The sequence below is a fragment of the Caulobacter sp. GSs2 genome (genome assembly GCF_058680895.1).
On the sequence record NZ_CM178725.1, the window covers coordinates 3,440,755 to 3,452,935 of the forward strand.

Annotated in this window: 12 protein-coding genes and 2 tRNA genes; 7 read left to right on the plus strand and 7 right to left on the minus strand. The window is 66.2% G+C overall.

Annotated features, from left to right (window positions below):
• Window positions 1-36 precede the first annotated feature (36 nt).
• Window positions 37-1,944 carry an alpha/beta hydrolase family protein gene (locus ACW17Z_RS16665; RefSeq protein ID WP_492056827.1) on the minus strand — a complete coding sequence of 636 codons (1,908 nt, stop codon included), beginning with the start codon at window positions 1,942-1,944 and terminating at the stop codon, window positions 37-39.
• A 197-nt stretch (window positions 1,945-2,141) separates the two neighbouring features.
• Window positions 2,142-2,663, minus strand: coding sequence for a translation initiation factor IF-3 (gene infC, locus ACW17Z_RS16670; RefSeq protein ID WP_419255817.1), 522 nt, complete (start codon window positions 2,661-2,663; stop codon window positions 2,142-2,144).
• A 218-nt stretch (window positions 2,664-2,881) separates the two neighbouring features.
• Between infC and ACW17Z_RS16675 the strand changes: the two genes are divergently transcribed.
• Window positions 2,882-3,487, plus strand: coding sequence for a YitT family protein (locus tag ACW17Z_RS16675; protein ID WP_492056828.1), 606 nt, complete (start codon window positions 2,882-2,884; stop codon window positions 3,485-3,487).
• Here ACW17Z_RS16675 and ACW17Z_RS16680 read toward each other — a convergent pair.
• The 3 genes from ACW17Z_RS16680 to ACW17Z_RS16690 form a co-directional block, all read right to left on the minus strand.
• On the minus strand, window positions 3,484-3,891 hold the full coding sequence (locus tag ACW17Z_RS16680; RefSeq protein ID WP_492056829.1) for a GIY-YIG nuclease family protein: 408 nt from the start codon (window positions 3,889-3,891) through the stop codon (window positions 3,484-3,486). The genes ACW17Z_RS16675 and ACW17Z_RS16680 overlap by 4 nt on opposite strands.
• An 82-nt stretch (window positions 3,892-3,973) precedes the next feature.
• Entirely contained in the window at window positions 3,974-4,942 is a 969-nt protein-coding gene (locus ACW17Z_RS16685) for a glycosyltransferase family 9 protein (protein WP_419320696.1), read from the minus strand.
• Complete coding sequence (locus ACW17Z_RS16690) at window positions 4,939-6,120, minus strand: glycosyltransferase family 4 protein (protein ID WP_492056830.1); 1,182 nt, start codon at window positions 6,118-6,120, stop codon at window positions 4,939-4,941. Before ACW17Z_RS16690 ends, ACW17Z_RS16685 begins: the two co-directional genes overlap by 4 nt.
• Window positions 6,121-6,174: 54 nt before the next feature.
• Here ACW17Z_RS16690 and ACW17Z_RS16695 point away from each other — a divergent pair, with 54 nt between their 5' ends.
• Genes ACW17Z_RS16695 through ACW17Z_RS16705 form a run of 3 tightly spaced genes read left to right on the plus strand, consistent with a single transcriptional unit; the run spans window position 6,175 to window position 7,661 of the window.
• Entirely contained in the window at window positions 6,175-7,047 is an 873-nt protein-coding gene (locus ACW17Z_RS16695) for an alpha/beta fold hydrolase (protein WP_492056831.1), read from the plus strand.
• Between the two features lie 56 nt (window positions 7,048-7,103).
• Window positions 7,104-7,373: a CopG family ribbon-helix-helix protein gene (locus tag ACW17Z_RS16700; protein ID WP_419320702.1), complete on the plus strand. Its 270-nt coding sequence runs from the start codon at window positions 7,104-7,106 to the stop codon at window positions 7,371-7,373.
• Window positions 7,374-7,376: 3 nt separating this feature from the next.
• A complete protein-coding gene (locus tag ACW17Z_RS16705) occupies window positions 7,377-7,661 on the plus strand; it encodes a type II toxin-antitoxin system RelE/ParE family toxin (protein ID WP_492056832.1) in 285 nt (94 codons plus the stop codon).
• Between the two features lie 138 nt (window positions 7,662-7,799).
• Here the strand turns inward: ACW17Z_RS16705 and ACW17Z_RS16710 are convergent, their stop codons facing one another.
• Together ACW17Z_RS16710 and ACW17Z_RS16715 are read right to left on the minus strand one after the other, a co-directional pair.
• Entirely contained in the window at window positions 7,800-8,915 is a 1,116-nt protein-coding gene (locus ACW17Z_RS16710) for a DUF5694 domain-containing protein (protein WP_492056833.1), read from the minus strand.
• Between the two features lie 112 nt (window positions 8,916-9,027).
• A complete protein-coding gene (locus ACW17Z_RS16715; protein ID WP_492056834.1) occupies window positions 9,028-9,888 on the minus strand; it encodes an SDR family oxidoreductase in 861 nt (286 codons plus the stop codon).
• 149 nt (window positions 9,889-10,037) lie between these two features.
• On the opposite strand from ACW17Z_RS16715, the gene ACW17Z_RS16720 reads away from it, so the two are divergent.
• The 3 genes from ACW17Z_RS16720 (at window position 10,038) to ACW17Z_RS16730 (ending at window position 12,123) form a co-directional block, all read left to right on the plus strand.
• Window positions 10,038-10,112: transfer RNA gene (locus ACW17Z_RS16720), tRNA-Gly, on the plus strand.
• Window positions 10,113-10,157: 45 nt separating this feature from the next.
• Window positions 10,158-10,232 (plus strand) — tRNA-Gly (locus ACW17Z_RS16725).
• A gap of 121 nt (window positions 10,233-10,353) precedes the next feature.
• A complete protein-coding gene (locus ACW17Z_RS16730; protein ID WP_492056835.1) occupies window positions 10,354-12,123 on the plus strand; it encodes a DUF885 domain-containing protein in 1,770 nt (589 codons plus the stop codon).
• The last annotated feature ends 58 nt before the right edge of the window (window positions 12,124-12,181 follow it).

Consider the following 12,181-nt stretch of genomic DNA (forward strand, 5'->3'; position numbering starts at 1 on the left):
AAAACTTCGCTCGCGAGCCGCTATAGCCAGCGCGCGTCAGTTCGGCGGATTGTGCTTTTCCAGGAAGTCCACCGTCGAGGTCAGCATGGTCAGGCGGGTGGCTCCACTGGATAGCCAGTGATCCTCGCCTTCCAGCGTCACCAGCTCCACGGACTTTCCGGCCTTCTTCAAGGCCGAAGCCATGATCTGGCTCTGCACATAGGGCACGACCGTGTCGTCCTTCCCATGAATCAGCAGGATCGGGATCTCGACCTGCTGGACCAGGGCGGCCGGCGAGATGGCGGCAAGGTCCGGATCCTTGATGCCCTCAGCGCCCATGAAGCGCAGCCAGTAGCGCAGGCTGGAATTGCGGCTGCTCAGGTAGCGCTTCTGGTTGTCGACCAACATGCGCTTGAGGTCGGACGGGCCGGCGACCGAGGCGGCGCAGCGATACACGCCCTTGTCGAGCGTCGCCCCGGCGAGGGCCGCATAGCCGCCATACGAGGCGCCGACGATGCAGACTCGCTTGGGGTCGATCAGGCCCTGAGCGGCCAGGTCGCGTACCCCGTCCGACAGGTCGGTCTGCATCTTCTTGCCCCATTCGCCAAAGCCCGCCTTGACGAAGTCCCAGCCGAACCCTTCCGAGCCTCGGAAGTTGGGCTGCAGGACCGCGTAGCCGCGCGAGGCCAGGGCCTGGGCCCACCAATCGAAGCCAGGCGAGTCGCGTCCCTCCGGTCCGCCGTGCGGTAGCACCACCAGCGGCAGGTTCGTGACGGCCTTTCCGCGCGGCAGGGTGAGATAGCCGCTGATCTCCAGGCCATCCTTGGCCTTATAGCGGATGGCTTTCACCGGGGAGACCCCCTGGGGCGGCACGCCGAGATAGATATTGCCGAGCCAATTGGCGCTCTTGGCGTCCAGATCGACCAGAGCGTAGCCCGGGCCGGCGACGGGCGAATCGACCCTCACCACCACCTTGCGGCGATCCTGGGACCATGAGGCCAGGCCGACGATGCTGCCCTTGAAGGCCTTGGTCACGGCGTTCCAGGTCGCCTGGCTTTTGGCGTCGAAAAAGGAATAGACCAGGTCGTCGCCGGTCAGGTTCACACCGCCCAGAAGCTTGAGGTCATTCGGATCGTGCAGAAGTCCGCCCAGTTGCGGCAAATCCGTCTTGGAACCGTCCTGACCATATTCACGAAGGAAGGACTCGTTCTTGTCGTTGGTCATGCTGACCAGCACCGACTTGCCGTCGCGACCAAAGCCGGACAGGCCATACGACCCCATGGGCGTAACGACGCGTTCCACCTCTTGCCAGCGTTCGTCGATCCGTAACTTCAGCAGCCAGACGCCCTTTTCCTGATCATAGAGTGACATCGCGGCCGGCTTGCCCTCGGTGTCCACCAGCCAGCCATCGGTGTTGGGTTCGCCGCTGTAGTCGGTGATGCGGGTCAGGCCGTTCGCAAGGTTGACGCGGTACAGCGTGTTCACGCCGACATTGTCCACGAAGCGGATGCCTTCCAGGAAAGCATGTGGCGCGCCGTCGACCGTGCGGATCATCGGGTAGGCGAGCACCACGTTCATCGCCCCGGCCAGGTTCATCGAATTGGACTTACCGTTAAGCAGTCCCGTCTGCTTTCCGGTGGTCAGGTTGAAGTCCATGGCCATGAAGTATTCGTGCTGAGGCCCCGATACGTCCGCGACCTTGGCGGCCTGCGACACGATCACCACCAGATGATCCTGGCCGGCCCATTGCACATCGCGCAGCTTGGCCGCGCCCATGTTCAAGCCGGCGACGCTGGTCCCGTCGGTCTTGCGAACCGTCAGAACGCGATGCTCGCCATTGGTGACCGTCACCGCCAGCATCTTGCCGTCCGGAGAGATTTCGATGCCCTCCACATTGGGCAAACGTCCATAGGCGGCGAGCGGGATCTTTTCCTCGGCGCGCGCGGTTCCTGCGCTTATCGCCACACATGCCGCCGCGACGGCCAAGTTCTTGCCAAACACGCTGTCTCATCCCCCCAAACCCTGAAGGGAACTCTATCAAGACGCGTGTTCGTGTCGAGCGGCCTTGATGGTTGATCTTGATAAAGTCGAGGCCGGAAACGAAAAACGCCCCGGCGAGGGCCGGGGCGTTGATCTGGAATGCAGGATCCGAAACGAAGCTCTTACCGCGGCGCCAGGATCATGATCATCTGCCGGCCTTCCATGCGCGGCTCGTACTCGACCTTGGCGATTTCCTCGAAGTCGGTCTTCACCTTGATCAGCAGCTTCATGCCCAGCTCGGGGTGAGCCATTTCACGGCCGCGGAAGCGCAGGGTCACCTTGACCTTGTCGCCCTCCTCGAAGAACCGGGTCATGGCCTTGGTCTTGACCTCGTAATCGTGGATATCGATGTTCGGGCGGAGCTTGATTTCCTTGAGCTCGACGATCTTCTGCCGCTTGCGCGCCTCGTTCTTCTTCTTCTGCTCCTGGAACTTGAACTTGCCGTAGTCCAGGATCTTGCAGACGGGAGGATTGGCGTTCGGAACGATTTCCACCAAGTCCAGACCAGCTTCTTCCGCCGCTTCGAGGGCGGAGGCGGTCGGCATCTCGCCTTGCTTCTCGCCGTTTTGGTCGATCAGCAGGACGCGCGGGACGCGGATTTCATCGTTGATACGCGGTCCGTCTTTGACGGGCGGCGTTTGCATAGGACGGCGAATAGGGGCGGCTCCGGTACAGTTGAAGGTAGTCGCGCTGCGCGAAGGCGCGCTGCGAGAAGATGATATATGACCTGTCGGGCGCCCCCTATCAAGCGGCGCGAACCAAACAGGCGCCAGCGCAGCCAATCCTTTTGGGCGCAAGGCGTATCCGGGACGGAAACGGTCGGGCGGGAACCTGGTTTTTCGCTGACGGATATTGACCCGCCTTGCCCGCCAACACGCACCGACACACCCCGATCGAAGACATCCACGCCCTGCTGATCGGCTCCAGTTTCATCGCCGTGGGCCTGACCCTGCTGAAGGCCGCCGGGCTCGTCACCGGCGGGGTCGCGGGCGTGGCCCTGATCGTCTCCTACCTGACCGACTGGCCCGTGGGGACGGTGTTCCTGGTGCTCAATATTCCCTTCTACGCCTTGGCTTACCGGGCGCTGGGGCGGGACTTCACGATCAAGACCCTGGCCACAAACCTGCTGCTGGCGGGCCTGGCTTTGGGCATGCCGTACTGGCTGCAGGTCGAGGGCGTGGACCCGGTCTTCGCGGCGATGTTCGGCGGCACGATCATCGGCATGGGCATCCTGGCCCTGGCGCGGCATCGCTCCAGCGTCGGCGGCGTGGGCGTGCTGGCGCTGTATCTTCAGGAAAAGCGCGGGATCAGCGCCGGCAAGGTGCAGATGATCGCCGATTGCCTGGTCGTCGCGGCCGCTTTTGCGGTGATCAGCCCGGCAAAGCTGCTGCTGTCGATTCTCTCGGCCGTGGCGCTGAGCGCGGTGATCATCGCCAATCACCGGCCCGGACGCTACGCGGGGTACTAACTTTTATTGTCATCCCGGGCGAAGCGCAGCGAAGACCCGGGACCGCCACACCCCGGGATAGCTGCCGGTTCCGGCCAAGGATACTCAGCTTCGCCAAGCAGGGCTGGAAGCAAGTCGACCCAGTGCGGATTGCGTGCCTCCACCAGTTCAAACTTCCAGGCTCTTTTCCAGCGCTTGATGAGCTTTTCGCGACGGATCGCGGCTTCGATATCCGTGTGAATTTCAAACCAAACGAGGCGACTGCAGCCGTACCGGCGGGTGAACCCGCCCGTCGCGCCCTCACGATGCTGAGCGGCGCGAGAAGCAAGATCTGATGTGACGCCGACGTAGAGCACGCCGCGACGCGTATTGGTCATCAGATAGACGGCGTAGGAATGCTCTCGCATTACGAGAGTGTAGTTCACGGTATCGCAAAAGGGTAGTGGCGCATCGTGAATTTGGCGGTCCCGGGTCTGCGCTTCGCTTCGCCCGGGATGACAGTACGGGTTAGGGCAGCAGGCTCATCGCCGCGCTGGCCACCGTGGAGACGGGCAGGGCCTTCAGGTCGGGCGAGCGGATCACCGCCACGTGGCCGCGCGGACCGCAGAGGTCGGGGTCGGAGGCGTCCGAGAACAGGGCGATGGTCGGGGCGCCGGCGGCGGCCAGCAGATGGGTGGGGCCGGTGTCATTGCCGACCACCAGCGCCGCCTTGGCGCCCAGCACGGCCAGCTGGGCGAAATCGGTGCGGCCGGTCAGGTCGCGGGCCTGGCCGACAGACTTCTGGATCTGCCGCGCCATGGCGCTTTCCTGCGGCCCGCCGATGATCACGATGTCCAGGCCGCGCGCCTTCAGCAGCGAACCCAGCTGGGCGAAGGCCTCGACGGGCCAGCGCTTTTCCGGCCGGTGGGCCGAGCCGCCGGGCACGAACAGCACATAGGGACGCGGCGTGGCGGCGCCGGCCACGGGGCGGGCGTCCTTGTGGCGGCGCAGGATCCACGACAGGTCCGGCGGCGGGGCGTTGCCATGCTCGGTCGGGGCGTCTGGCCAGATGCCGGCGGCGCGCAGCTGGTCGGCCTGACGCTCCAGGGTGTGCATGGTCTGCCGCGTCTTGCTGCGCTGGGGCAGGGAGCAGCCAAAGGCGATGCCGCTCCATTGCGGCGCGAACGGCCGCAGGGCCTGGAAGTACCAGTTGGTGCGGCTGTTGGTCTGCAGATCATAGACCCGGTCGTAGCGGGCCTTGCGCAGCCGGCCCAGCATCCGGGTCAGGTCGGCGAAGTCTTCGGGACGCCCGTCGGTTTCGACCGTGTTGAAATAGGGGCTGAGCTTGGCCAGGGCCTCGAAGGGCGGGGTGGTCAGAAGGGTGATCTTGGCCTTGGGATGGGCCTCGCGGATCTTCTTCATCGCCGCCAGAGCGAGAACGAAATCGCCAAGGGCCCCCAGCTTGATCACCAGGACCTTCTTGATTTCCTTACTCACGGTCTCCGCTCCAAAACTCTGGCTTCCAGCACGCGCGCATAGACGTTCAAGGTGGCTTCGCACATGGCGTCCACCGAATACAACCGCCGGGCGCGAGCCCGGGCCGTCTGGCCCATGCTCTGGCGAGTCGCCGCGCCGGCGTCGCGGGCTGTGACCAGCGCAGCGGCCCAGGCCTGTGCGTCACCCGGCGCGACCAGCCAGCCGGTTTCGCCGGGCAGCACGGTCTCGCGCGCGGCGCCGTGATCGGCGGCCAGCACAGGGCGTCCCATCACCTGTGGCTCGACCGCCGTGCGGCCGAAGGCTTCGGGTTCCAGCGAGGGCGCTATGGCCAGGTCGGCCAGCAGATAGGCGGCGGGCATGTCATCGCAATGGCCGATGATCTTGACGTCATCCTGCAGGCCCGCAGCGGCGATCTGGGCTTCCAGCTCGGCGCGATAGGCCTTGCGGCCCTGATCGTCGCCGACCAGCAGCAGCAGCACCCGGGCGCCGCCGGCGGCCTTGAGCTGAGCCATGGCCTCGATCAGCAGGGCCTGGCCTTTCCAGCGGGTCAGGCGGCCGGCCAGCAGCACCTTGAGGCGGCGCTCATCGGCGGCGATCCCCCAGGCCTTGCGCAGGGCTTCGATCCGGTCGGCGCTGACCATGCCGGGTTCAAAGCGGGTCAGGTCGACGCCGCGCGGGATGGCCACCACGCGGTCGGGATCAATGCCGTGTTCCTTGATCACATGCGCGCGGGTGTATTCGGAATTGGCGATCACCAGGTCACCCTTGGTCATCACCGCATTATACCAGCGCTTGAGGTTCGAGCGGGCATTATAGACGCCGTGATAGGTGGCCACGAACGGCACCTTGGTGGCATGGGCGGCCCACAGGGCGCTGAAAGCCGGGGCGCGGGAGCGGGCGTGGACCAGGGTCACCTTTTCGCGGCGGATCAGGTCGATCAGCCGCGCGGCGTTGCCCAGCATGATCAGCGGGTTCTTGGTCTGGGCCGGCATCTGGGCCAGACGGCCGCCGTCGGCTTCCAGCCGCGAGGCCATGCGTCCGCCCTTTGTCGCGACCAACGCCTTGCCGCCTTGCGCCACGACGGCGTGGGCGACATCTATCGTCGTCTGCTCAGCGCCGCCCGTTTCCAGTTCGGGGGTAACCTGCAGCAAGGTGAAATCGGCGGGAAGTGCGGGCACGCGACTCTCGGATGAGATGACGAGTTTAGTTAGCGAAAGGATCAAGGCCGCGCCATGACCGAATACCCGGACTTTCTGGTTCGAGCCGACAATCAGCGTCTGGCTTACCGTCTTGTGGCCGGCGAGGGGCCCACGGTGGTCTGGCTGGGCGGGTTCCACTCCGACATGACCGGGACCAAGGCCCAGGTTCTGGCCGATCATGCGCAGGCGACGGGCGGGGCCTATCTGCGCTTCGACTATTTCGGCCACGGCGAGTCGGACGGCGCGTTCCGGGACGGCACGATCAGCCGCTGGCGCGAGGACGCCCTGGCGGTGATCGATGAGCTGACCGAAGGGCCGCTGGTGCTGGTCGGCTCGTCGATGGGCGGCTGGATCGCCTGCCTGGCGGCGATTGCGCGGCCCGAGCGGGTCAAGGCCATGGTGCTGATCGCTCCGGCCCCGGATTTCACCGAGAAACTGATGGAGCCCGAACTGTCGGAAGAGGCGAAGGCCGCTATCGCGAAGGACGGCTTCTGGATCCGACCTTCGGAGTATGACGACGGCGGCTACGCCATCACCCGGCAGCTGCTGGAAGATGGCGCGCGGTGGTCAATCCTGCCCGGGCCCGTGCCGATCGAGGCTCCGGTGCGGGTGCTGCAGGGCGGGGCCGATCCGGACGTGCCTTGGACCCACGCGCTGGAGTTGGCCAACGCGCTCAGGAGCGATGACGTGGTCTTCACCCTGATCAAGGACGGCGACCACCGGCTGTCGCGGCCGCAGGACCTGGAACGGCTGGTGGCGGCGGTGTCGGAAGCCCGGGGCCTGGCCGCGCCGGAGGAGGGCGATCTGGTCGCCCGGCGCCTGGCCCGTGCGGCTCGCCTGCGCAATGCGGCGGGTCTGGAAGCCACGGGCATCGTCGCGCGAGCCGCGCCGATTGATGAGGAATAGCTAGCCTTTTTCGCTCTCGGGCCTATGCTGTGTTCACGACTTGTTCGGGAAGGCCGATGGTAAAAAGCGCTCCTCTCAGTCTTGAGCTCGATAGTGAACTGGATCGTCGTCTCACGGAGACGGCGGCGGTGCTCGATCAGCCTAAAGCGGTGGTCGTCGAGCGCGCTGTGCGTGAGTTTCTCGAACTGCGCGACTGGCAGGACGCCGCAATCGACGAAGGTCTGCGTGCGGCCGAAGAAGGGCGCCTTTTCGAGCATGATGAGGTTGCGGACTGGGTTGCGTCGTGGGGGCAGCCCAACGAGCGCCCAATGCCCCGTCGCGACTGACGCATGCGGGTTTGCTGGACGGATCTGGCCCTGCGCGATCTTGTGTTCGCCCGGGCGTGGATCGCGCATGACAGACCCCTAGCCGCCGCCGGGCAGGTCAGCCGGATCGTAGAGGCCGTGGCATTGCTGGCGGATTTTCCCCACCTTGGACGGCCGGGCCGTCGAGGCGGCGCTCGTGAACTCGTGGTCTCCAAAGGCCCGTTCGTCGTGGCCTATCGGGTGAAGGGTGAGCAGATCGAGGTTCTTCGCGTGCTCCATGGCTCCAGACGCTGGCCGGAAAATCTCTAGTCAACGGCAGATCCGACTCAAGGCGCCAGCCTGGCCTTGGCGGCGGCTATCGGGCCGGGGGAGGAGCAGGGGGATGACTTTGAGCTAGAGAGTGCTTGCCCTGGCCCGCTTTCGCCCCCTGTCGCCCCTCACGCCATCCTAGCGTAGCACCGCGTCGGCGCTGACCAGGCGCACGTCGTGCATCTGGTTCAGATAGGCCTCGTAGTAGCCCTTGTGCGACGCCCCGACGATGGCGAGCATCCGCATGCCGGGATGCTGGCCCAGCACGTCGCGGATATTGCCGACCATGCGCAGGTTGCGGGTCTCCCAATAGCCCAGATACCGACGGCCGAAGCCCTGCGGCGACGGCTCAACGAACGTCGCGCCGAAGTCGCCCTTGAAGGCCGTCAGCTGGGCGTCGGCGCTGTTGTAGGCCCGGTAGATGTTCAGGAGGCCGTCCGGCTTCTCCAGGCCGGCCTGCAGGCGCTCCTCCTGGGCTTGGCGGGCTTGGTTGGTGGGGTTATTCCACGCCGTCATGATCGCGGCCTCGAAGGCCTTCCGCTCGACTGGGTCGCTGCTGTCAGGGGTATCGGCCGAGTGGTCATCGACACTCCACAGGCGTTCATGGCCCAGGCGCGCGGCCAGCACGGCCGAGATCTGGCTGGACTCGTTACGGCGGGTCTTCAAGGATTCCAGATAGGTCGCCTGTGCGTCGTTGAGGCCGTCGCCGGCGAGGCGTTCGGCCTGCGGCAGCCGCAGCCATTGCACCAGGGCCGAGTTTCGCTCGCCCGCCGCCAGGAACACGGCCGCCAGATGTCGGCGTTCGGCGGCGCTGGGCTGGGCGGGCCACGCAGCCAGCAGGCGCTCGACCTCGGCGTTGGCCGCCGGCACGTCGAGGCCGACGGCCTGGCCCGCCATGGTCGGATCGTAGCAATAGGTCTTCACCGTATCGGCATAGCGGGCCGGATGGCGCCGCAGGGCGTCGCACTGCAGGCCCGAAAGGTCCTCGGTGGCGATGCCGGTAGGTTTCCAGGCCGCCAGGCGATCCACCAGCGGGGCCAGCAGCGCCATGTCGAAGGTCTTGGGCAGACCGGAGAGGTGGGTGGTGCCCAGCACCAGGACTTCATTGACCTTCCCGGCGGGCGGGCCCTTCAGCGTGTCGGGACGGAAGCTGGGCCGATAGTCCTGCGCCACTGCGGCGCCCGTGCTCATCACCAGCGCAGCGGCGCTCGCGACCATAAGACGAAGGAAAGGCTGGGGTGCTGGGCGAAACATGAGGCGCTCTCGATGGCTACTCAACCTTAGAGGCCCGAAAGGCGGCCAATGGAGGCGCCTGAATTTTATTTAATGTGGCGCAGCATCCCGGATCCCAGAGGGGTGCGGGTTGTCAGCCGCCGTTCTCCAGGATCGCCGCCAGCCCCTCGCGGTAGGTCGGATACTTGGGCCGCCACCCCAGCTCCGCCTTGGCCAGGGCGTTCGAGACCCGCTTGTTCTCGGCGTAGAACCGCCGCGTGGCGGGCGACATCCCCAACGCGTCAAACGGCAGGTCCGGTGGCACGGGGACGCCCAGCAGCCTGGCGGCATATTCCATGACGTCCTGCGGTGGGGCCGGTTCGTCGTCGCACAGGTTATAGATGCCGCCCGCCCGGGGCTGGTCCAGCGAGGCCAGCAGGCCCGAGACAATGTCGTCCAGGTGGATGCGGCTGAACACCTGGCCGGGCTTGACCAGGCGGCGGCCTTCGCCGGCCCGCAGGCGGTCCAGGGCGCTGCGGCCGGGGCCGTAGATGCCGGGCAGGCGGAAGGTGGTCACGGTCAGGCCCATGCCGCGCCCGACCTGGCGCCAGTCGCGCTCGGCCCCGACCCGGCGGGCGCCCTCGACCGACTGGGCCTTGAGCGGCGAGGTCTCGAACACCCAGCGGCCGTCGAAGTCGCCATAGACGCCGGTGGTCGACAGATAGCCGATCCAGTCCGGGAAGGCTCCCGTCTGGGCCAGGGCCGGGATCACCGACTCCAGCGCCGCGCAGCCGTCTTCGCCGGGCGGGGAGGTGATCAGCACCGCATTGACCCCGGTCAGGGCCTTGGCCATGGCGTCACGGTCGCTGGGATCGGCGGGTTCGATGCCGGCCGCTCGCAGCGTCGCCGCCTGCTCCGGCGAGCGCGCCGAGGCGGCGATTTCCCAGCCCCGGGCCCGCAGCGCCTGGGCGAAAGCCGCGCCGACATAGCCCAGACCGAACACGAACAGACGCAAGTTGGAAGCTCCGCCACCCTGAAAAACAGGGGCTGAATGAGCCCTCGAAAGACCGTGCTCCGCAACCCCTCAAAGGGCGCTTGCCAAGGGGAGATCGCTCTGCCATAAGCCGCCTCCTCGTCGCGGGGCGGTTCTTTCGCTTCCACGATGCGGGCGTAGCTCAGTGGTAGAGCACAACCTTGCCAAGGTTGGGGTCGAGAGTTCGAATCTCTTCGCCCGCTCCATTTCTCCCCTCTTGGAGAGTGGAACGAGACCCGAGAAATCAGGATGCGGGCGTAGCTCAGTGGTAGAGCACAACCTTGCCAAGGTTGGGGTCGAGAGTTCGAATCTCTTCGCCCGCTCCAATTTCTCCTAAAGCCTTCCACAGGTCAGTTACGTCAGCGAGCACCGCGCCACCCCGACAGGGTTTGGCGCCGAGCGGATTCCTGATCTAACCCTTCCCCGTAATCGTGTTCGGGGTCTCTCATGCTTGATCATCGTCTTGGCCGCTGGGCCGCCGGTAGTCTGATCGCCGCCGTCATACTGGCGGGCGCCGCCCAGGCCGCGCCTGTCGCCAATGATCGCCTGGCCCAGGCGATCAAGGTCTATGAGTCCAGCACCGCCGGCGGCGAGGATGACGACGGCGGTGGCAGCGAGGCCCAGCGTTGGCGCCTGCCGCCGGTCGGGCCGGAAGCCGACGCCCGGCGCAAGGCCAAGCTGGTCGAGGCCCGGGGTCTTCTGGAAGGCCTTGATACGAAAGGTCTGACGCCCGACCAGCAACTGACAGCCCAGCTTCTGAAGTTTTCGCTCGATGAGCGGATCGAGGGCCTGTCGTTCGACGAGTCGCGCATGCCGTTCAGCAGCGACGGCGGCTTTGACGTCACCCTGCTGTATCGCGCCAACGGCATGCGGCTGAAGTCCGAGGCCGAGGCCGCCAAGTGGCTGGAGCTTCTGGCCAAGACCCCTGACTGGTACGACGCCAACATCGCCAATGCCCGGCGCGGCGTCGCCACCGGCTTCGTTCAGGCCAAGCCCACCGCCCAGTCGGTGCTCGATCGCGCCAGGCGCACGGCGGCGACCCCGGTGGCGGAAGAGCCCCTGCTGGCGCCCCTGCGTGCGCTGCCGGCCAGCGTGCCCGCCGACCGCAAGGCGGCCCTGATCGCCCAGGGCGAAAAGGTCCTGGCCGAGAAGGTCGCCCCGGCCCGGGCCGGCTTCGTCACCTTCATGGAGACCGAGTACCTGCCCAAGGCCGCCAGGAGCCTGGCCGCCGTCGATCTGCCCGATGGCCAGCGCTACTACGCCTTCCTGGCCCGTCGCCACACGACCACGGCCATGACCCCCGACCAGATCCACGACATCGGCCGCAGCGAGGTGACGCGCATTCGCGCCCGGATGCAGACGGTGATGACCCAGACCGGCTTCAAGGGGACCTTGCCGGAGTTCATCGCCTATCTGCGCAAGGACCCCAAGTTCTATGCGACCAGCCGCCAGCAGCTGCTGGAAAAGGCCAGCGAGATCGCCAAGCGCGCCGACGACCAGCTGCCTGCCCATTTCGGCGTCCTGCCGCGCCTGAGCTATGGCGTGCGGCCCGTGCCGGCCAGCATCGAGAAGGGCTACACGACGGGCCGTTACTTCGGCGGAGATCCCAAGGTCGGACGGGCCGGGGGGCTGATGATCAACACCTCCGAGCTGGACCAGCGGGCGCTGTACGAGTTGCCGGCCCTGGTGCTGCATGAAGGCGCGCCCGGGCATCACACCCAGACCTCTCTGGCCCAGGAGCAGACGGATGTGCCCGAGTTCCGCAAGGGCCTCTATTTCAATGCCTTCGGAGAGGGCTGGGGCCTCTATTCCGAATGGCTGGGCGAGGAGATGGGGATCTATCGCGATCCCTATGAACTGTTCGGCCGCCTGTCCTACGAGATGTGGCGGGCCTGCCGGCTGGTGGCCGACACTGGCATCCACTGGAAGCGCTGGAGCCTTGAGCAGGCGCGCGCCTGTTTCACCGACAATACCGCCCTCTCGCCGGTCAATATCGAGGTCGAGCTGGCCCGCTACGTGTCCTGGCCTGGCCAGGCCGTGGCCTACAAGATCGGTGAGCTGAAGATCCTCGAACTGCGCAAGCGGGCCGAAACCGCGCTTGGCGACCGGTTCGACGAGCGCAAGTTCCACGACGCCGTGCTTTTGCAGGGCTCCCTGCCCATGGCGGTCCTGGAGCAAAAGATCGACGCGTGGATCGTGGGGCAACAAAAGCCCTAGCCTTCGTCGCCCGCGTTATGTCGGCAAATCCGTCAGCAGACCTGTTCAAGGCTAGAAG

Coding starts and splice junctions, on each gene's coding strand:
- ACW17Z_RS16710 (WP_492056833.1), bottom strand. CDS start 8,915: ATGTTTCGCCCAGCACCCCAGCCTTTCCTTCGTCTTATGGTCGCGAGC.
- ACW17Z_RS16730 (WP_492056835.1), top strand. CDS start 10,354: ATGCTTGATCATCGTCTTGGCCGCTGGGCCGCCGGTAGTCTGATCGCC.
- ACW17Z_RS16700 (WP_419320702.1), top strand. CDS start 7,104: ATGGTAAAAAGCGCTCCTCTCAGTCTTGAGCTCGATAGTGAACTGGAT.
- infC (WP_419255817.1), bottom strand. CDS start 2,663: ATGCAAACGCCGCCCGTCAAAGACGGACCGCGTATCAACGATGAAATC.
- ACW17Z_RS16695 (WP_492056831.1), top strand. CDS start 6,175: ATGACCGAATACCCGGACTTTCTGGTTCGAGCCGACAATCAGCGTCTG.
- ACW17Z_RS16705 (WP_492056832.1), top strand. CDS start 7,377: ATGCGGGTTTGCTGGACGGATCTGGCCCTGCGCGATCTTGTGTTCGCC.